This window comes from Lutibacter citreus (assembly GCF_003260195.1).
GTDB classification, from domain to species: Bacteria; Bacteroidota; Bacteroidia; order Flavobacteriales; family Flavobacteriaceae; genus Lutibacter; species Lutibacter citreus.
Genome location: NZ_QEIH01000004.1, coordinates 94,438 through 115,797, shown reverse-complemented (window position 1 = coordinate 115,797; position 21,360 = coordinate 94,438). Strand labels below are relative to the sequence as shown.

Here is a 21,360-nt window from a genome sequence, read left to right as displayed (position 1 = left end):
AAAATTGTTAACTACTAAGTATAATTGTTATGAGATATTATCAACTTAAAAAGGAAATAAAAAAAGATAGAAGAGATTTAGTTGTTGCTAACCTTTTAGAACTTAAAAAAGCAATAAAAAAAACTGTACCCAAAAAGAGTTTAGATAAAAATTTATTGATTGCAACATGGAATATTCGAGATTTTGATTCCAATAAATTTAAACATGGTCCAAGATTAAATGAGTCTTATTTTTACATTGCCCAAATTGTTTCAGAATTTGATTTAATTGCTGTTCAAGAAGTAAACAAAAATTTAAGAGCGTTAAATAAGTTAATGTATTTACTTGGAAATAAATGGGATTATATTACTACAGATATTACTACAGGGAAAAGTGGAAATCAAGAAAGAATGACTTTTATTTATGATACCAGACGAGTGTCTTTTAAAAATGTAGCAGGAGAGGTTGTGTTGCCTAAAACAAGCTTAATAAAAGGTGATATTCAGTTTGCTAGAACTCCTTTTATTGTTTCATTTCAATCTGGATGGACAAAATTTAGTTTATGTACTGTACATATTTATTTTGGAGCAGATTCTGGAGTTAAGCTAGAAAGAAGAAAAGCAGAAATAGAAGGAATTGCAAAGTTCTTAAAGAAGAAAGCAGATGGAGACAAAGAAACATTAATGGTTTTAGGAGATTTTAATATAGTTGATCATAAGCATGAAACTATGGAAGCATTATTAGACAATGGTTTTGAAATCCCTTTTCAGATTCGAGATAAACCGGTAGGAACTAATACTTTTCAAACTAAATATTATGATCAAATTGGGATTCGTTCTAAATCTGGATTTTTCCAATTAGGGGAAGAAGATAACAGTGCTGGAACTTTTAATTTTTATAATCATGTAATTAGAGAAAATCAATTTGAAGATTATAAATACGAAGTTTTAAAAACATTGAATAAACAATTAAAAAATAAGGAGAAATCCTTGATTAATGAGCAGAATAGAAAAGTGACTAGAATTGAAAATATTAATAAACTTAAAGAGTCAATTACAGATTTAAAAGAAATGTTAGTTGATGATGATAGATTACGAGACTATTATTTTAAAGTCTGGAAGACTTTTCAAATTTCAGATCATTTACCAATGTGGGTTGAGATAAAAGTAGATCACAGCGAGGCGTATCTTAAAAGTTTATAGTTATTTTACTTTTTATTTAAGGCTTTGTTGTTATGCGTGCATAGTAAATTATTTACTATATTTGATAAAATAAAATACATGAATTCCTTAAATCTCACTAAATTATTAAATATAAAATATCCAATAATTCAAGCTCCAATGTTTTTGGTCTCAAATACTTTAATGGTGGTAGAGGCAATGAAAAGTGGTATAGCTGGCTGTATTCCTGCTTTAAATTATAGAACTCTAGAAGAATTACGAGAAGCAATTAAAGAGTTAAAAGCTGCAAAAGTTGAAGGAGGAGCCTTTGGGTTTAATTTAATTGTTAATAAATCTAACCTTAAATATAAGGATCAATTAACTGTAATTTGTGAAGAAGGAGTAGATTTTATAATTACTTCATTAGGAAGCCCAGAAGAAACAATAAAGCAAGCACATAAAAATAACATAAAGGTATTTTGTGATGTAGTAGATTTAAAATTTGCTAAAAAAGTAGAAAATTTAGGAGCTGATGCTATTATAGCGGTAAATAATGAAGCAGGAGGTCATAGAGGAAATAAATCACCAGAAGAACTTATAAAAGAATTGAGTGCAAATTGCAGTATTCCTATTATTTCAGCGGGTGGTGTAGGATGTAAAAAAGATATTGATGAGATGTTAAGTTATGGAGCCGCTGGTGTTTCAGTAGGAAGCCCTTTTATAGCGTCTAAAGAGGCGAGTATAACAGATGAATACAAGAATGCCTGTGTTACATATGGAGCTAGTGATATTGTTATGACTGAACGTATTTCTGGAACTCCCTGTACAGTTATTAATACCCCTTATGTACAAAAGATAGGAACAAAGCAAACTTGGATAGAAAGTGTGTTGAATAAAAATAAAACACTTAAAAAATGGGTAAAGCTTATACGTTTTTCTATAGGAATGAATGCAACTAAAAACGCAGCCACAAAAGCAACTTATAAAACCGTTTGGGTTGCCGGACCCAGTATTGAACATACCACAAAAATTTTATCGGTAAAAAATATAGTAGCAAAGCTTATAAATTAATATTTTTGCTCAATTGTAATTTTATCAAGTTTTGAAGACCTATAATAGTTTGAATTTTTTTAAACATACCTATTGCGAATTTAAAATGGTAGATATTGATTTTTTTAATCAAAAGTCAGTTCATTTTAAAAGTAAATCAGGAAGTTCTTATTTTTATACAAAAGAAGGCGTTTATCGTTACTCAAATCATTGGGGAAGAGTAGCTAATTGTAGGTGGAAGATTAATGATGTTAAAGAGTATAAAAACCAAAATTATTATGTTGGTTATGCTAATTGGGGTGATTTTTATTCAATAAATACGAATGAAAAATTGTTTTATATAGATGTTGTTGAAAACAATCCGCAATTGTTTGTTTGCGATAAAGCAGAAAGTTCAAAACATTTTTTAATGACATTGGAATTTGCAATTAAAAGGATAAAACAAATTAAAGAATTATATAAAGATTACAAATGGGCAATTTATTACAATGAAAATATTGATGTTTTAAGAACCAAATTGGTCTATAAGCTAGTAAATTCAGAAGAGTCAATTCAGGTAATAAAGCGGGAGGTAAATAATTAATTTTAACTAAATAAAAGTAATTTGGAATTAGATATTAATAAAAATATGAATATCGCAAAAACGAGTTTACCTCGTGTTGTAATAATTGGCGGAGGGTTTGCAGGACTTGCAACAATTAATGGTTTAAAAGATCAAGAAGTACAAGTTGTTTTAATTGATAAACATAACTATCATACCTTTCAACCATTATTGTATCAAGTTGCTACAGGAGGATTAGAGCCAGACTCAATTGCTTATCCTTTAAGAAAAGTTATAAAAGATATTCCTAATTTTTATTTTCGTTTAGCAGAGGTTTCAAATATTGATACTAATAAAAGAAAAATTCATACAAATATAGGTAAGTTAAAATATGACTATTTAATTATTGCAACAGGTTCTAAAACAAATTATTTTGGCAATACTAATATTGAAAAGTTTAGTATGGCAATGAAAAATGTTCCTCAATCTTTAAATTTAAGAAGTTTAATCTTGGAAAATTTTGAGGATGCATTATTAACTTCAAATTTAGAGGAAAGAAATGCTTTAATGAATTTTGTTATAGTTGGTGGTGGTCCAACAGGAGTTGAATTGGCCGGAGCTTTGGCTGAGATGAAAAAAGGTATTTTACCTAAAGATTATCCAGATTTGGATATCCGTCAGATGCAAATAAACATTGTTCAAGGTGGAAGATTGTTAAAGGCAATGAGTGAAAAGGCATCTGAAAAAGCGGAAGATTTTTTAATTAAATTGGGAGTTAATATTTATAAAAGTGTTCACGTAACAAATTATGATGGTTATAATGTTGAAACTGATACAGATTTAGCTTTTAAATCTTGCACAGTCATTTGGGCGGCAGGTGTATCAGGGGAATTAATTAATGGATTGGAAGGAGAATGTGTAATTGAGAGAGCTGCAAGAATAAAAGTAGATGAATTTAATAAAGTAATTGGCTATAAAAATATTTTTGCTATTGGAGATATTGCTTGTATGGATACCAAAGAGTTTCCTAAAGGGCACCCTATGATGGCGCAACCTGCAATTCAACAAGGTAAACATTTAGCAAAAAATTTAATAGCACAATTAGAAAATAAAGATATAAGACCTTTTAAATACAATGATAAAGGTTCAATGGCAACTATTGGAAGAAATAAAGCGGTGGTTGATTTACCAAAATGGAAATTTCAAGGTGTTTTTGCTTGGTTTGTTTGGATGTTTGTACACTTGTTTTCCTTAATAGGTTTTAGAAATAGGGCGGTGGTATTTTTTAATTGGGTGTATAATTACATTCGTTTTGATAGAGAAACTAGATTAATAATTAGACCTTTTAAAAATAAAAACAAGCAGTCTTTTTAAAACTTAATTGGAAGCCGTTTAGTATTCATTTAAGCAAAACGCCTACTTATTTTGAAAAGTATTTTTCAACTGTTGGATATTTAAACTTAAAGCCAGCATTTTTTTTGATTTTTTCAGAAGAAACTCTGCTTCCTTCTAAAAGAATAACTGAGAGCTCACCTAACATAATTCTCAGGATAAAGGCAGGAACATTAGGAAGCCATAAAGGTTTTTGTAATGTTTTAGCTATTGATTTAGTTAATGCTTTATTAGTAATATGTTCTGGTGCAGCTGCATTATAAGCACCTTTAAGCTCTGGGTTTTCAATTGCTGATACATACATATTGCATAAATCTTCCATGGCTATCCATGGCATATATTGTTTTCCGCTGCCCAAGGGGGCTCCTAAACCAAGTTGTATAGGTTTTATAATTTTTTCTAATGCACCACCTTCTTTCGAAAATACTACGCCAGTTCTTAAAATAACGGTTCTTATATTTAAGGAGTTAAATTTAGTTACTTCTTTTTCCCAAAGAGTACAGATTACACTTAAAAAATCAGTGTTTGGAGCATCATTCTCTTGGAATATTTTTTCTGAAGTGATAGCACCATAATACCCTACACCTGAAGCAGCAATAAAGGCTTTTAATTTGGGATTTAATTCCTTTACTTTTAGAAATAATAGTTTGGTTGAATTAACTCTACTGTTTATTAATACTTTTTTTCTTTGCTTTGTCCAGCGTTTATCTGCAATGCCTGCGCCAGCAAGATGTATTATGTAATCTGCCTTTTCTATAGCTTTATTCTCTATAAATCCTTCAGAAATATTCCAGCTATAAGTATTGGAGTTTTTAGTTTTATTTCTGCTTAAAATGGAAACACTATATCCTTTAGTAATAAGTTTTTGTGTTAAGATTTTACCTATTAAACCTGTACCTCCGGTTATTAAAACATTCTCCATAAAAAAACAGTTTAAATGTAAGTTACTACATTTAAACCGTTTTTTAAAGTTTAATTATTAAATTGTAACGGTTTTTTCTTGAAATATTTTGGTTTTTAAATTGTCCATTCCTACATGAATTGCTTTTTCATTTAAAGGAATTAAATTATGATAACGTTCAGGTAAAGATTTTTTTAACCCATCAAGAACATTTTCTAATTCAACAATTGGTTTAATCTTTAAATAAGCTCCCAAAACAACCATATTAAATATTTTTTTATTTCCCATTTCTGTAGCTAGTTTATTTGCTTCAATCTGGTAAATATTAATATCTGTCCTGGTTGGGTGTTGGTAAATACCTTGAGGTTCATAAAGTAATATACCTCCTGGTTTTACACTTTCTTCAAACTTATCCATACTTTGCTGATTCAGAATAATGGCTGTGTCAAATACTTTTAAATAAGGAGAACTTATTCGTTCATCACTTAAAATAACCGTAACATTTGCTGTTCCACCACGCATTTCAGGTCCATAAGAAGGCATCCAACTAACTTCTTGATTGTTCATAATTCCAGAATAGGCTAATATTTTACCCATGGAGAGCACACCTTGGCCACCAAAACCGGCTATAATAATTTCTTCTGTCATAATTAGTTATTTTAATTTTCCGTTTACTTTTATATCACCAAGAGGGAAGTATGGAAACATATGTTCTTCCATCCATTTATTTGCTTCATTTGGAGTCATTTTCCAGCCTGAATTACAATTGGAAACTATTTCAATAAAAGAGATTCCTTTTTTTAATCGCGTATTTTCAAATGCTTTTCTAATTGCTTTTTTTGCTTTTCTAGCATGTTTATGTGTATGAACAGCTTGGCGAGTTGCATAAAAAACACCAGGTAAATTAGCAATCAATTCAGTCATTTTAATTGGTAATCCCATAGTTTTAGCCTCTCTACCAAATGGAGAAGTTGAAGTCATCATTCCTTCTAGAGTAGTAGGAGCCATTTGGCCACCAGTCATGCCATAAATACCATTATTTATAAAAATGATAACAATATCTTCACCTCTGTTACAAGCGTGAATAGTTTCTGCTGTACCAATTGCGGCTAAATCACCATCTCCTTGATAGGTAAATACATATTTATCTGGCCAAAGACGTGCTATTGCAGTTGCCACTGCAGGAGCTCTACCATGGGCAGCTTGGGTCATATCAATATTCATAAAGTCATAGGCTAAAACTGAACATCCTACTGGAGCAACTCCAATAGTATCTTCAACTATTCCCATTTCTTCTACAACTTCCATTGTTAAACTATGAGCTGTACCATGACCACAACCCGGACAATAAGATAGGGTTGCATCTGTCAATAATTTTGTTTTACAGAATACTTGATTCTCGGGTTTTATGATGTCTAATACTTCCATTTTTAATAATTTTTTGTTCTAAAGCTTCTAATACTTCTTCAGGTGTGTGAATTATTCCTCCAGTTCTTCCAAAATGTTCTACGGGCACTTTATGTTCTACTGCTAGTTTTACATCTTCAACCATTTGACCAGCACTTAATTCAACACTTAAAATACCTTTAACTTGGTCTGCTAATTCAAATAATTGTTGTTTTGGATAAGGGAATAAAGTAATTGGACGTAATAAGCCAACTTTTATTCCTTTGGCTCTACCTAATTCAACTGCTTTTTGCGCTATACGAGCACTTGAACCATAAGCAACAAATAAATATTCAGCATCGTCGCATTCAATTTTCTCATAACGAAGATCTTCTTCAGCCATTTTTTTATACTTGGCCATTAATTTATGAACTCTAGCTTCCATTTTTTCAGGTACTAAATCTAAAGAAGTAATTATATTACGTTCTCTATTTGTTTTACCTGTTGTTGCCCAAGTGTCATATCGTTTTATAACTTCTTCATCTGTTAAGCGCTCTTGCTGATCTTTTAAAACTACTTTTTCCATCATTTGACCAATTAATCCATCTGAGAGAATTAAAACAGGAGTTCTGTATTTAAATGCGATATCAAAAGCATCTTCAACAAAATCTGCCATTTCTTGAACTGATGAAGGAGCCAATACATATAAATGATAATCTCCGTGTCCTCCACCTTTCACAGACTGAAAATAATCAGCTTGAGAAGGTTGAATAGTTCCTAACCCTGGTCCACCACGAACAACATTTACAATTACCGCTGGTAATTCAGCACCTGCCAAGTAGGAAATACCTTCAAGTTTAAGTGATATACCAGGGCTAGAAGAGGAGGTCATTACCTTTTTTCCTGTGCTAGCAGCACCATATACCATATTTATAGCGGCAAGTTCACTTTCTGCTTGCAGCACAACCATACCAGTTCTTTTCTCTGGTCGTTCACTCATTAAATACTCTATCACTTCACTTTGTGGTGTGATAGGGTAACCAAAATAGGCGTCGGCTCCAGCTCTAATTGTTGCTTCAGCCAAAGCCTCATTACCTTTCATTAATTTTAATTCAGACATAATTTGATAAGTTTTTTAAGCTGAAACTTTTACTCGATATACAGATATTGCTCTATCAGGGCAAACAATACCACAATTTGTACAGCCAGTGCAAGCCTCTGGGTTTTTCATATATGCATAATGATAGCCTTTTCTATTAACCTCTTGTGACATTCCAATTACATCTTCAGGGCATACAGGAATGCAAACTTCACATCCTTTACATATTTCAGTATCTACAACGATAGCTCCTTTTACTTTTGCCATTTTAATAATATTTATAATGATTATTAACTTGTAATTCTATTATTCATAAAGTTAATGTGTTTTCATTAAATAAAATATGATATTTATCAATTCGTGATAATTATCATACTTTATTTTAAAAAAATGGCATAAAAAAACGCCGAAAGAGGCGTTTTTTGTGAAAGATTAATATGATGAAAAAAGGTCTTTTAATAAAGTTTTTTAAATTTTGAAGGGTTTACTTCTTGCATAATATTATAGATTGTTTCAAAAATATCTTCAGCATTAGGTTTAGAGAAGTAATCACCATCAGTTCCATAGGCAGGTCTATGAGGTTTTGCCGTTAAAGTAATAGGTTTACTATCTAAATATTGATATGCATTTTGGTTTTCAATAATATTATTTAATAAATAGGCAGAAGCACCTCCGGGTACATCTTCATCAATAATAAGTAGTCTGTTTGTTTTTTCAATACTTTTAACTATATCTTGTTTAATATCAAAAGGAAGTAGGCTTTGAACATCAATTATTTCAATATCTATATCTACTTGATTTAAATCTTTAACAACATCTTCAACAATTTTTAAGGTAGAGCCATAAGAAACAACTGTAATGTCTTTTCCTTCTTTAATTGTTTCTACTACACCAATTGGTGTTTTAAATTCACCTAAATTATTTGGGAGTTTTTCTTTTAATCTGTAACCATTAAGGTTTTCTATTATTAAAGCCGGTTCATCGCTTTCTAAAAGAGTATTGTAAAATCCTGCTGCTTTGGTCATATTTCTGGGAACCAAAATATTCATACCTCTTAATAAATGTACAATTCCTCCCATTGGTGAGCCAGAATGCCAAATACCTTCTAATCTATGTCCTCTGGTTCTAACTATTAGAGGTGCTTTTTGGGTACCTACAGTTCTATAATGTAATGATGCAAGATCGTCACTTAAAATTTGCAAGGCATATAATACATAATCTAAATATTGAATTTCGGCAATTGGTCTAAGACCTCTTAAAGCCATTCCAATTCCTTGTCCAATAATTGTAGCTTCTCTAATTCCTGTATCAGAAACTCTAAGTTTACCGTATTTTTCTTGAAGCCCAACTAGACCTTGGTTAACGTCTCCAATTCTACCTGCATCTTCACCAAAAATAAAGAGGTTTTTATATTTTGAAAATAGCGCATCAAAATTGTCTTTTATAACAATTCGGGCATCTACTAATTCAGAATCACTATTATAAGTTGGTAAAATTTCATTTACATGGGAAACACTTTTATTAGTTTCGCTATATAAATGAGAACTAAATTTTGGCTCTTCAATTTTTATATAATTATTGATCCAATTTTGAAGATGAGTTTTTTCAACAAAATTCTCATTTCTAACATACACTATAACTTTTCTAGCTGTTGATAAAAGATCCTTTCTTGTAGGTTCAATTATTTTATCTAATTGAGAAATAAGTTTATTTATAAAAACTTTGTTTGAACTTTTATTAGCAAGATTATCTAGCAGTATTTTTAATCTAAATTTTTGATCAGTAATTGGTGTTAAAAAGGCATTCCAAGCTTCTCTTCGTGCTTTAGAAACAACTTTTTTAGCTTCTTTTTCAATTTGAATTAGTTCAGATTCTGAATCAACAAATTTTAATTTATTTTTATTCTCATCTTCTAATTCGAATTCAAAAATCCAATCTCTCATTTTTGAAATACAATCAAATTGTCTTTCCCAAACCAAACGTTCTTTGTTTTTGTAACGTTCGTGAGAACCAGATGTTGAATGTCCTTGTGGTTGTGTTAAATCTTTAACATGAATAAGTACAGGAACATGTTCTTCTCTTGCAATTTTAGCAGCTTTACCGTAAATATCAATTAATTTAGGATAATCCCATCCTTCAACAACAAATATTTCATATCCTTTTTCTTTATTGTTCCGTTTAAATCCTTCTAAAATTTTAGAAATATTTTCTTTGGTTGTTTGAAGTTTAGCCGGAACTGAAATTCCATAAGCATCATCCCAAACACTAATAATCATAGGAACTTGTAAAACTCCAGCGGCATTAAATGTTTCAAAAAAGACACCTTCAGTGGTACTTGCATTTCCTATTGTTCCCCAAGAAATCTCATTTCCATTATTAGAAAATTTAGGGTTTTTAATTCCTGGTACTTCTCTAAATAATTTTGAAGCATATGCAACACCAAGCATTCTAGGCATTTGAGCTGCAGTTGGAGAGATATCTCCAGTAGAGTTGTATTGTTCAGTTAAATTTTTGAATTCTCCATTTTCATCTAAGCTATGAGTTAAAAAGTGACCACCCATTTGTCTTCCTCCAGACATTGGTTCAGCTTTTAGATTTGGATTTGCATATAAACCGGCAAAAAATTGTTGAGGTGTTAATTCTCCAATTGCCATCATAAAAGTTTGATCTCTATAATAACCAGATCTAAAGTCTCCTTTTTTAAAAGCTTTAGCCATAGCTAATTGAGGTATTTCTTTTCCGTCCCCAAATATCCCAAATTTGGCTTTACCAGTTAAAACCTCTCTTCTTCCTAATAAGCTGCATTCCCTACTTGTTACAGCAATCTTATAATCTTGTAATACTTCCTTTTTGAATTCAAGAAATGAAATTTGTTGAGGGCTTTTAGAAGAATGTTCTATCTGCATAAATATTATGATTTTTGGAAATTCAAAGTTACAATTTTTAAGTGATATTTAGAAATGTACACAAGAAATTGCATTATATATAATGTAATCTTTAATTAGTATGCTTGTTAAAACAATCTATTTTGTAAAAATTAAATTATCAATGGATTTTAATAAAAACCTCTTTTTATAAAATTATAGATTTTTTTGGGTTTAATAACTAATACAAACCTTATTTTAGAACTGTATTGAGGCGCTGTTACTTCCCAACCAAGATTAGAATATAAAGGGAAATATACTTCTAAAATATCTTGAACAAAGTTTAACCTAATTCCGTTTTCATGTGCAAAATAAGCTTTTTGGTTTCTGTTTTTTACAAATCCCACATCATTATAAACTTCAAGCCATCTCCAAACTCCAACACTTGTATTAAGTGTGCTTAGCCATTGATTTGCAAATGGTACTGGAAGTTTTGATTTAAATCCTCCTTCATTTATAATAACTTGTTGACTAAAAAATCCTGAAGTTTCAGACCTTCCTAAATAATCATATTGAAATAAATAGTCTGTTGGCCGATCTAGAGCAAAGTTAAAATAATTGGTTTTGGTTTTATTTGTTAAGAATACACCAGCAAAAAATCTAAAATCAAACTGTCTGTTGGTATCAGTTAATTTTCTATACCTAGCTGTTAATGACAGTTTGCTGAATTTTTTTGAAATTTGTAAACCAGTTGATAATCTAACATCATCAATTATTGCAGGTTTTGAATATCCAAAACCAAGATTAAAAATATTGTATTTGTTAGTTTCTGGATCTTCTATTTGAGTAGGAGAAGTATCTTTATTAACGGAAGTAAAGGTTGCCATTAATATTTTACTACTAACATCTCTTAAATTTTTTCTTTTAAACTGAATCAGCGCAAATGGATTAATAGCTGTATATGATAATCCTTGAGCGTAGTGATAATTACTTGCAGCCATTCCTATAGCTAAGCGATCAATTTTTTTATTCTCTGGGCGATATTCATATTGAAATGCTGCTGCCCCAGATAATGTATTACTTTTAGTACTATAAGAAGGGGATAGTTTATAACTAATATTTTTATTTAAAACTGTTTTATTTGAAAATGACATTCCTAAAACTAAACCATCATAATAGTTATATTTATAAATAGGGGTATAAAATAATTGATTGTAATAAGTATCTTCAATATCTTTAAAAAACTTAAGTTGAAGAGGCCTGTTAAAAAGAGTTTTATCAATATCTTTCCAGTTGTTTCTTAAATTAATTTCAGGTAATTCGGCTTTGTAATTTAAAGATAATTTATCGAAACCGTTTTTTGGAATTGTAATTTTGGTTATAGAATCAACACCAGTTATCCATTTTTTAAATTTAATTTCTTTGTCTTTTAATCCATATAACTCAATAGGAGCAGTGAAATTTCTTTTATTAACAATACTAACTTCTAATGAATCATTTTTTTCATGAATTCTTTTAATAGTATAGTCAATTTTTTTGTTTGAATTTAGGAAATCATTTTCAAACCATTCTAAATCTTTATTTGTTTTTGATTTGAGCCTTTCTAAAAACTGGCTGCTGTTAATTTTTTTACCTGAGTTAGAATAACAAAATCTAAATATTTCAGAAGATACTGAACAATCTTCTAAATAGTTTTCTAAATATTTAAGGCCAAGGCCAGCTTTATAATTATTTGCTATTTTACGATTAAAATTAGACAAAGAATCAGCTCTGGTTGTAAGCGCTTGATCTAAATTTTTACGTGCTGCAAATTGATATACAAAATGATATTTTTCGTTAAAATTAATTTTTGCAATACTAAAATTTTTCACACCCCAAAGTTTGGATATATTTCCAATAGCTTTAATTTCAGGATAAAATTTTTCAACATACTTAATCATTAAATAAGTTTGCAAGCCATTGGATAACCAGTAATCTTCTCTTTTATTAATTAAGAATAATTGATCTATATATTTTTTAGATAGTACTTTAAACAATTTAATATCCCATTCAAATGCATTATTGTATGCTGCTAAAAAAGAAGGAAGTTGATTAAATCCATAAACGGGATTTTTATCATATTCAATTTGGTTTAAAAGTATTTTATCATTTATAGGACTTCCTAATATTGTTTTAATAAAATAGAATTCACGTTTTAAAATACTTAGTTGTACTTCTTCACTTAAATCTGCTGAAATAATGTTTGTACTAATAGTTTGATCATCAAATTTAAAATCTTTAAAACCACTTATTTTAGACAAGTTTAATTCAATATCAAATTCATTCTTACCAGTTAATGTATATAATTTGTTGTTGTTTTTTAATTCAAAAGAACTTGATAGGGCTGAGTTTAATTCAAATTCAATTGGTATGGATAGATTAATATTATAATCTGTATAGTCCATATACAAATCATCTAAGTCTAAATTGTTTTGTAAATGCCACTTATTATCAAAAACAGAAGGTGTTAAATACCAGTATCTTAAATTATATTCAAATAAATTACCTCCATATTTAGTGAATTTATCACTGGGGATTTTTACCAAATATGTGGCAGAAATTTTCACAGAATCTCCTGGCTTTATAGGGGCAATTAAATCAACTTTTAAAATATCTGGATTTTCTTCAGTTATTTCATAGGTTGTTGAATTGTAATCAGCAGAAATTCCAATTATATCTGTATTTCCTCTATATTTTTCGCTTGCAAAATGAAAAGTTTTTGAATAATTTTCTATAAATCTATTTGCTAAAGGTGTATTTTTATCTCTATAGGCATTTGGCCAATTATGGAAATAAACTTCATTTAAGATACTGTCTGATTTGTTATAAAAAGTAGTTTCTTGTTTAATTTTAATTTCATTTGTATCTGAATTTAAAGAAGCATTAATATCTATTTTGTTATTTTGAGAAAATGAAATATTTAAACAAAAAACAAGGAATGTATTTATTAATATGAAATGCTTTTTCAACGTGATATTAGAAATTAGGGCTTAAACTATATTTTTTATAGAACTTATCAATTTCAGCAACAACTTCATCTTCTGTATCAACAACTGATATTAAATCTAAATCTTTTGGGCTTATATTTCCTTCGGTAATTAAAGTGTTTTTAATCCAATCCATTAGGCCAGACCAAAATTTTCTACCAACTAAAACTATTGGGAATTTACCAATTTTTTTAGTTTGTATTAAAGTAATTGCCTCAAATAATTCATCCATAGTTCCAAAACCTCCAGGCATTACTACAAACCCTTGAGAATATTTAACAAACATAACCTTTCTAACGAAAAAATAATCAAAATCTAAGCTTTTATCAGAATCTATATATGGATTATCATGTTGTTCAAAAGGAAGTTCAATATTTAAACCAACAGAGGTTCCTTTACCTCTATGAGCACCTCTGTTTCCTGCCTCCATTATTCCTGGGCCTCCACCTGTAATTATTCCATAACCATGAGATGTTAATTTAAAAGCTATATTTTCGGCTAATTTGTAATATTTATGATCTTCTTTTGTTCTTGCAGAACCAAATATACTAACACATGGTCCCATTTTACCTAAACGTTCGTAGCCTTCAACAAATTCAGCCATTATTTTAAAAATAGCCCAAGAGTCATTTGTTTTTACTTCATTCCAAGTTTTTTGGTTAAATTTTTCTCGTATTTTTCTATCTTCATTTGGAGACATATATTCAATGTTTTTTTATTTAAACAATAATTTACAAATTAAATTGCTGACTAATGTAATTCTTTTTTTAAGAATTTGGCAGTAAAGCTTTTTTTATGTTTTGATACTTCTTCAGGAGTACCAGAGCAAATAACCTCTCCGCCATTTTTACCACCTTCCATTCCAATATCAATAATAAAATCAGCTAATTTTATTACATCCATGTTGTGTTCTATAACTAAAATAGTATTTCCTTTATTGGCAAGTTTATTTAAAACGTCCATAAGTACTCTAATATCTTCAAAATGAAGTCCCGTAGTAGGTTCATCTAATATATAAAAGGTGTTTCCGGTATCTCTTTTGGAGAGTTCTGCAGCTAATTTAATTCTTTGCGCTTCACCACCTGAGAGTGTTGTTGATTGTTGACCTAGCGTAATATATCCTAAGCCAACATCATTTATAGTTTTTAATTTTCTATAAATTTTAGGTATATTTTCAAAGAAAATAACAGCTTCTTCAATAGTCATATTCAACACATCGGAGATTGATTTTCCTTTGTATCTAATTTCAAGAGTTTCTCTGTTAAATCTTTTTCCTTGGCAAGATTCACATTCTACATGAACATCTGGTAAAAAATTCATTTCAATAACTCTAACTCCTCCACCTTGGCAAGTTTCGCATCTTCCTCCTTTTACATTAAATGAAAATCTTCCTGGTTTATAACCTCTTATGGAAGCTTCACTAGTTTTAGCATACAAACTTCGTATTTCACTAAAAACACCAGTGTAAGTTGCTGGGTTTGAACGAGGTGTTCTGCCAATTGGAGATTGGTCTATATCTATAACTTTATCAATATTTTCTAATCCCGAAATAGATTTATATGGCATTGGTTTTTTAACACCTCTATAAATATGTTTATTTAAAATAGGGTATAAAGTTTCATTTATTAAAGTTGATTTTCCACTTCCTGAAACTCCGGTAACACATATTAATTTACCTAAAGGAAAATCAATAGAAATGTTTTTTAAGTTATTTCCAGTGGCTCCTTTTAGTGTTATTTTTTTTCCGTTTCCTTTTCTACGTTTTTTTGGAACTGCAATTTCTTTAGTTCCGTTTAAATAATGAGCAGTTAAGGTATCTTGAGTTTTAAGTTCTTTAAAACTACCTTCGCTAACAATTTCGCCTCCGTGAACTCCAGCGCCAGGACCAATATCTAATACAAAATCGGCGTGTTCAATCATATCCTTATCGTGTTCAACCACAATAACAGAGTTACCAATATCTCTTAAATTTATTAATGATTTTATTAGTTTTTCATTATCTCTTTGATGTAATCCAATACTTGGTTCATCTAAAATATAAAGTACACCAACCAATTGAGAACCAATTTGAGTGGCTAACCGGATTCTTTGCGCTTCACCACCCGAAAGCGATTTTGAGCTTCGGTTTAGGGATAAATAATCCAATCCAACATCTAATAAAAATTGAATTCTGGTTCTAATTTCTTTTAAAATTTCAGATGCAATTTTAAGTTGTTTCTCAGAAAGTTTTTCTTCTATATTTGAAAACCACTCGGCAAGTTCTGAAATGTCTAATTTTGCTAATTCAGAAATATTTTTAGTGTTAACTTTAAAATAAAGGGCTTCTTTTTTTAAACGATCTCCATTGCAAGTTTCACAGTCAATTTCGTCCATAAAATCTTTTGCCCAACGTTTTATAGAAGTTGAATCACTAGATTTATATTGGTTTTCAATAAAACTGATAATACCTTCAAAATCTATTTCATAGTTGCGTGTTACACCTACAGTTTTTGAAGTTATTTTAAATTTTTCATTTCCACCATTTAAAATAATATCAAGTGCTTTTTCTGGTATTTTTGAAATAGGATCACTTAATTCAAATTTATAACGCTCTGCAATTAATTGTAATTGCTTAAAGATCCAACTACTTTTTTGTTCACCTAATGGAGCAATTCCTCCATTTTTAATGGAAACTGAATTATTTGGAATTATTTTTTGAATATTAACTTTATTTGTTCTCCCTAAACCGTTACAAGTAGGACAAGCACCTTTTGGGGAGTTAAACGAAAATGTATTTGGTTCAGGGTTTGGGTAAGAGATTCCTGTTTCTGGGCACATTAAATCTCTACTAAAATAGCGAGGAACATTATTTTCATGTTCAATAACCATTAATATATTTTCTCCTGAATATAATGCCGTAGTTATAGTTTCTTCCAACCTTTTTTTTGAAGAAGGAGTGATCGCTAACCTATCAATTACAATTTCAATATCATGAGTTTTGTAACGATCTAATCGCATTCCTTTTTCAATATCTATAATTTCACCATCAACACGTACTTTTACAAATCCTTGTTTTGCTATCTGTTCAAAAAGTTCCCTGTAATGACCCTTTCTAGATTTTATTACTGGTGCAAGAACTACAATTTTTTTTCCTTTAAATTCTTTTAAAATTAAATTTTTTATTTGCTCATCACTATAACTAACCATTTTTTTATTGGTGTTGTATGAGTAAGCATCGGCAGCTCTAGCATATAGTAACCTTAAGAAATCATATATTTCTGTAATGGTTCCTACTGTAGATCTGGGACTTTTATTTGTAGTTTTTTGTTCAATTGAAATAACAGGTGATAAGCCATCAATTTTATCTACGTCGGGTCTTTCTAAGCCTCCTAAAAACTGACGAGCATATGCTGAAAATGTTTCAATATAACGTCTTTGTCCTTCTGCGTAAATTGTGTCAAATGCCAATGAAGATTTTCCACTTCCACTTAAACCTGTAATTACAACAAGTTGTTCTCTTGGTATTTTAACATCTATGTTTTTTAAGTTATGGACACGAGCGCCCATTACTTCAATGTATTCTTGTTGGTTTGACATATGATAAATTGAAAGGAGCAAATATAATTAAATGCAATGAAAATTTAGTAGTCTTTATAGTTACTTATTTATTGGAATATTGAAATTGAGCTTCTAAAGATACCCCGAAATTTGATTCTAATTCGTCTTTAATTCTTTTAAAATATTTTGTTTCAGGTGGCAGTTGAAACGTATTCCAAAATTTGGCATTATAAGGGATTTCTAAAAGAGACATATCTTTAGTTTCGGTTTCAGAATTATGTCTTACTTTCATTTTCTTTTTGTTTGTTTCAATATCTAATACAAAAACCTCGTGTTTGTAGGTTGCTTGTATTTTATCCGTGCCTTTACCTAATCTATTTTGTAAGTTTTTAGTTATTTTTTCTTGTGAGGTCCATTGCCTACTATGATAACTTAGGTAAAGTTTTCCTTCTTTGTTTTTTTTGTAAACGTATAAAGAGTTGTTGGCTTTGTTTTCCACTTTATAAATAGCATAAGTATCAACACCAATATATAATTTAAAAGAAGGTTGCCCTATAGGTTTTCCTTCAATAATAACTACGTCTTCATTTTCGTATGAAGAATCTCCTATTTTTTTCCATTTTATTTTTTTAACACGCATATCTTGTCTAATAGGGTTTCTAATAGTCATTGGTATTACGGAGTGGCGGAACTCTTTTTTCTTGAAAAATCTATAATCTGCAGATTTTCTACTTTCAAGTATTTGAATTCTATCCATTCTTAAAGCGGAAGGACCTCTATCTTGAATTTTCATGTATTGTTCAATAAAAAAGCGAGCTTTTTCTTCTTCACTAGATGCGCGTCTATATAATAATGTTAGTTGATGTGGATTGCTAACTGTTGTTGTTTTTAGGTTTTTTAAAGCGTTAATTACATAAAAGTTGGGTTTAACAAGCCTCACTTCGTCAAGTGAAATAGTGCTTTCTTCTAAAATTATAGTTTTTTCCGTTTTGTTAAGAAAATCTTGAGCCATAATTTTAAAAGGTTTAAAACCTAAACTATTCACAACTAGCGTATCGGTTAAATCATTGTTTGAAATCATTAATAGAAAATCTCCATCTTCAGTACTGGAAGTTCCTTTTGCTTTTTTTTGTAAGATTATAGCAGCATACGGAATTGTTATTTTGGTTTTATCAATAAGAACTCCTTCAATAGGAATATTTGTATCTTGTGAAAATGTTTTTAAAAAAGTGAATGTTAGAAATATTATAAAAAAGTATGTTTTGGTTTTTATAGATGTGATATTGATTTTTTTCATAAAAATGTTTGAAATAATTTGGATAGAGAAGCAATATAGGTAAAGTATTTAAATTATTGTTTTTGTTAAGAATTCAAATTAATATTCTAATTGGAAAATTGTTATATAAACAGCCTTTGTTAAAACCTAAAATTAGTATATTGCAATAAAAAAATTAAGTTTGAGTTGGATTGATTCTTTAAGGCATTTTTTTGAAAAACATGGTTTTGCTGTGTCATCTCGATTTGCCGATAGATTAGGAATAAATGTTTCTAATGTTCGTTTATTTTTTATTTACATTTCGTTCGTAACCTTTGGTTTTTCTTTTGGAATTTATTTAACATTGGCTTTTTTACTAAGATTAAAAGATTTAATCTATACTAAGCGAAGTTCAGTTTTTGATTTATAAATGAATTTATTATTACCAACAAAATTATACAAAGCAATAGGATTACTTTTTTTAGTAACAGGTATTGGTGTGGTTGGTTATATTGTTATTTCTGGTGACTCATTTATAAATGCGTTATATATGACAATAATTACCATGACTACAGTTGGTTTCGGTGAATTACATCCTTTAAACAATACCGAAAAATTATTTACAATTTTTCTTATTTTAACAAGTATTTCAGTTTATGGTTATACGGTTACAATTTTAACAGAATATTTAGCAAATGGTCGTTTTTTTGAAAAACTAAAAAGAAAAAAAGTGGAGGGGCAAATTAATTTATTATTAGATCATACTATTGTATGTGGTTATGGTAGAAATGGAAAGCAAGCTGTAAATAAGCTTAAACATTTCAATCAGCCTTGTGTAATTATTGAAAAGAGAAAAGATGAATTAGCAGATTTGGAACGTGATGAAGTTTTATATATTGAAGGAGATGCTACTAATGATGAAGATTTAATTACAGCAGGTATTAAAAGTGCAAGGAGCTTAATTACAGCATTACCTTCAGATGCAGATAATTTATTTGTTGTACTAACAGCGAGACAATATAATAAGAATTGTACCATAATAAGCAGGGCGTCTAACGAGTCTTCTTATAATAAACTAAAATTTGCCGGAGCTACAAACGTAATAATGCCTGATAAATTAGGAGGAGCACATATGGCTTCATTGGTTGTAACTCCAGATTTAGTTGAATTTATGGATAGATTAACAATTGCAGGTGAGGTTGAGGCTAATTTAGAAGAAATTTCAGTAAATGAATTGCCTAAAAAATTTATTTCAAAAACTATTTTAGATTTGGATTTGCGAAAAAAAACAGGATGCAATGTAATAGGTTTTAAAACTGCTGATAATGAGTATATTATTAATCCTGAAGCATTAACAATTCTTGAAGAAAATACGCATCTTATTGTTTTAGGAAATAAGGAACAAATTAAAAAATTAAGAGAAGTTTTTTAATGTGTTTTATTTTCAATGTTTTATTTAGAATCGTAATAGATTTTCTTATATACTGTTAAAAACTTGTAGTAACATCATTTTTTTACCATATTGCAGGGACTTTAAAAAAAGATTCAAAATTATATGAAACGTAAAATCGTATCGTTACTACTAGTACTTTCTCCATTATTTACCTTTGCACAAGAATTAACAATAGATGAAAAAATAGAAGCAAAATTTAAACCTTTTGCAAATGCTGTAAGTTCAGTAGTTTTTTATCCAATTTCAATTGTAGGTATAGATGTTCCTATTGTAATAATTATATTATTATTGGGGGCTTTGTTTTTTACACTCTATTTTAAATTTGCAAATATTAGATTGTTAGGCGTTGCTATTAGAGCGGCAAAGGGAAAATATGATAAAGTTGATCATCACTCAGTTGAAGAAGTGGCGGGAGATCCAACTCCTGGCGGAGATGTTTTTGAAGTTGTTCAGGTAGAAGGGGTTATTGGTGAAGTGACACACTTTCAGGCTTTAACAGCTGCATTATCTGCAACCGTTGGCTTAGGAAATATAGCAGGTGTTGCAGTGGCAATTGCTATTGGTGGTCCTGGAGCAACTATTTGGATGGTTTTAGCTGGTTTTTTAGGAATGTCAACTAAACTAGTTGAAGCTACATTAGGTGTTAAATATCGTGAAGTTGGTGAAGACGGGAAAATATATGGAGGACCAATGTATTACCTGAGAAAAGGATTAAAAGAAAAGAATTTAGGTGGTTTTGGAAAAGTTTTAGCTGTATTATATGCCATTTTTGTAATAGGAGGTTCTTTTGGAGGTGGAAATATGTTCCAATCCAATCAAGCTGCTGCACAATTTAAATTACTTTTTGGTTTAGATTCTGGTTTCTTTTTTGGTGTTTTAATGGCTATTTTAGTGGGAATTGTAATAATAGGAGGAATTAAAAGAATAGGGAGAGTAACTGAAAAAATAGTGCCTTTTATGGGGATTATGTTTGTTGGTGCTGCTTTAATAATTATTATTATGAATTTTACTATTGTTCCTGCAGCATTTCTTCAAATTTGGGATGGAGCATTTAATCAAACATCATTAGTAGGTGGTGTTATTGGTGTTATGATTGTAGGTTTTCAAAGAGCGGCCTTTTCTAATGAGGCAGGAATAGGGTCTGCATCTATTGCACATGCAGCGGTAAAGACAAAATTTCCTGCAAGTGAAGGAATAGTAGCTTCTATTGGACCTTTTGTAGATACGGTTGTAATTTGTACTATGACAGCTTTAGTTATTGTTGTTACTAATTTAAAAAGTAATTTATTTAAATATTCAAATTTAGATGAAGGTAATAATGTAATTATGAATGGTACAGGAAAGCATTTAGGAGGTGTTGATTTAACTTCGGTAGCATTTGATTCTGCAATTCCAAATTTTTCTATTTTATTAACAATTGCGGTTATACTTTTTGCTTTTTCAACAATGTTATCTTGGTCGTACTACGGAATTCAAGGATGGAAGTATTTATTTGGAAAAAGTAAAATAGCAGATATTTCTTATAAAGCATTATTTTTAATTTTTGTTGTTATTGGAGCATCATCTAGTTTAGGTTCTGTTATTGAATTTTCGGATGCTATGATTTTTGCAATGGTATTTCCAAACATTATAGGATTGCTAATATTGGCTCCAAAAGTAAAAGAAGAGGTTGCTAAATATTTAAAAGCTATCGGACACAAAGATTAATTTCAATTTA

Annotated in this window: 17 protein-coding genes; 7 read left to right on the top strand and 10 right to left on the bottom strand. The window is 29.7% G+C overall.

The annotated features are described in order from the left end of the window. Nucleotides 1–29: 29 nt before the first annotated feature. The 4 genes from DAD81_RS09495 to DAD81_RS09480 all read left to right on the top strand — a co-directional run bounded on the left by DAD81_RS09495 (nt 30) and on the right by DAD81_RS09480 (nt 4,104). The gene (locus tag DAD81_RS09495) at nt 30–1,181 is read left to right on the top strand and encodes an endonuclease/exonuclease/phosphatase family protein (RefSeq protein ID WP_111708028.1); all 1,152 of its coding nucleotides are present in this window, start codon (nt 30–32) and stop codon (nt 1,179–1,181) included. A 78-nt stretch (nt 1,182–1,259) separates the two neighbouring features. Then, nucleotides 1,260–2,210: an NAD(P)H-dependent flavin oxidoreductase gene (locus tag DAD81_RS09490; RefSeq protein WP_111708027.1), complete on the top strand. Its 951-nt coding sequence runs from the start codon at nt 1,260–1,262 to the stop codon at nt 2,208–2,210. An 85-nt stretch (nt 2,211–2,295) separates the two neighbouring features. Beyond that, complete coding sequence (locus DAD81_RS09485) at nt 2,296–2,772, top strand: hypothetical protein (protein WP_245949206.1); 477 nt, start codon at nt 2,296–2,298, stop codon at nt 2,770–2,772. A 45-nt stretch (nt 2,773–2,817) separates the two neighbouring features. Then, a complete protein-coding gene (locus DAD81_RS09480) occupies nt 2,818–4,104 on the top strand; it encodes an NAD(P)/FAD-dependent oxidoreductase (RefSeq protein WP_111708025.1) in 1,287 nt (428 codons plus the stop codon). A 46-nt stretch (nt 4,105–4,150) separates the two neighbouring features. Here the strand turns inward: DAD81_RS09480 and DAD81_RS09475 are convergent, their stop codons facing one another. From DAD81_RS09475 to DAD81_RS09430, 10 genes are all read right to left on the bottom strand, one after another. Beyond that, a complete protein-coding gene (locus DAD81_RS09475) occupies nt 4,151–5,044 on the bottom strand; it encodes a TIGR01777 family oxidoreductase (RefSeq protein ID WP_111708024.1) in 894 nt (297 codons plus the stop codon). 57 nt (nt 5,045–5,101) lie between these two features. Next, entirely contained in the window at nt 5,102–5,671 is a 570-nt protein-coding gene (locus DAD81_RS09470; RefSeq protein WP_111708023.1) for a 2-oxoacid:acceptor oxidoreductase family protein, read from the bottom strand. Nucleotides 5,672–5,677: 6 nt separating this feature from the next. Then, nucleotides 5,678–6,451, bottom strand: a complete 774-nt coding sequence (locus tag DAD81_RS09465; RefSeq protein ID WP_111708022.1) for a thiamine pyrophosphate-dependent enzyme — start codon at nt 6,449–6,451, stop codon at nt 5,678–5,680. Continuing rightward, nucleotides 6,405–7,529: a 3-methyl-2-oxobutanoate dehydrogenase subunit VorB gene (locus DAD81_RS09460; protein WP_218939691.1), complete on the bottom strand. Its 1,125-nt coding sequence runs from the start codon at nt 7,527–7,529 to the stop codon at nt 6,405–6,407. Before DAD81_RS09460 ends, DAD81_RS09465 begins: the two co-directional genes overlap by 47 nt. A gap of 15 nt (nt 7,530–7,544) precedes the next feature. Beyond that, on the bottom strand, nt 7,545–7,775 hold the full coding sequence (locus DAD81_RS09455; protein ID WP_111708020.1) for a 4Fe-4S dicluster domain-containing protein: 231 nt from the start codon (nt 7,773–7,775) through the stop codon (nt 7,545–7,547). A gap of 188 nt (nt 7,776–7,963) precedes the next feature. Continuing rightward, the gene (locus tag DAD81_RS09450; RefSeq protein ID WP_111708019.1) at nt 7,964–10,414 is read right to left on the bottom strand and encodes an alpha-ketoacid dehydrogenase subunit alpha/beta; all 2,451 of its coding nucleotides are present in this window, start codon (nt 10,412–10,414) and stop codon (nt 7,964–7,966) included. 149 nt (nt 10,415–10,563) lie between these two features. After that, nucleotides 10,564–13,380, bottom strand: coding sequence for a gluzincin family metallopeptidase (locus tag DAD81_RS09445; RefSeq protein ID WP_111708018.1), 2,817 nt, complete (start codon nt 13,378–13,380; stop codon nt 10,564–10,566). Nucleotides 13,381–13,387: 7 nt separating this feature from the next. Next, entirely contained in the window at nt 13,388–14,098 is a 711-nt protein-coding gene (locus DAD81_RS09440) for an LOG family protein (protein WP_111708017.1), read from the bottom strand. A gap of 50 nt (nt 14,099–14,148) precedes the next feature. Beyond that, the gene (uvrA, locus tag DAD81_RS09435; protein WP_111708016.1) at nt 14,149–16,974 is read right to left on the bottom strand and encodes an excinuclease ABC subunit UvrA; all 2,826 of its coding nucleotides are present in this window, start codon (nt 16,972–16,974) and stop codon (nt 14,149–14,151) included. 64 nt (nt 16,975–17,038) lie between these two features. Then, nucleotides 17,039–18,232, bottom strand: coding sequence for a carboxypeptidase-like regulatory domain-containing protein (locus tag DAD81_RS09430; protein ID WP_111708015.1), 1,194 nt, complete (start codon nt 18,230–18,232; stop codon nt 17,039–17,041). A 160-nt stretch (nt 18,233–18,392) separates the two neighbouring features. Between DAD81_RS09430 and DAD81_RS09425 the strand changes: the two genes are divergently transcribed. From DAD81_RS09425 to DAD81_RS09415, 3 genes are all read left to right on the top strand, one after another. After that, the gene (locus tag DAD81_RS09425) at nt 18,393–18,620 is read left to right on the top strand and encodes a PspC domain-containing protein (RefSeq protein ID WP_111708014.1); all 228 of its coding nucleotides are present in this window, start codon (nt 18,393–18,395) and stop codon (nt 18,618–18,620) included. Next, nucleotides 18,621–19,622, top strand: a complete 1,002-nt coding sequence (locus tag DAD81_RS09420; RefSeq protein WP_111708013.1) for a potassium channel family protein — start codon at nt 18,621–18,623, stop codon at nt 19,620–19,622. A 123-nt stretch (nt 19,623–19,745) separates the two neighbouring features. Next, entirely contained in the window at nt 19,746–21,350 is a 1,605-nt protein-coding gene (locus DAD81_RS09415) for an alanine/glycine:cation symporter family protein (protein WP_111708012.1), read from the top strand. Nucleotides 21,351–21,360: the final 10 nt, after the last annotated feature.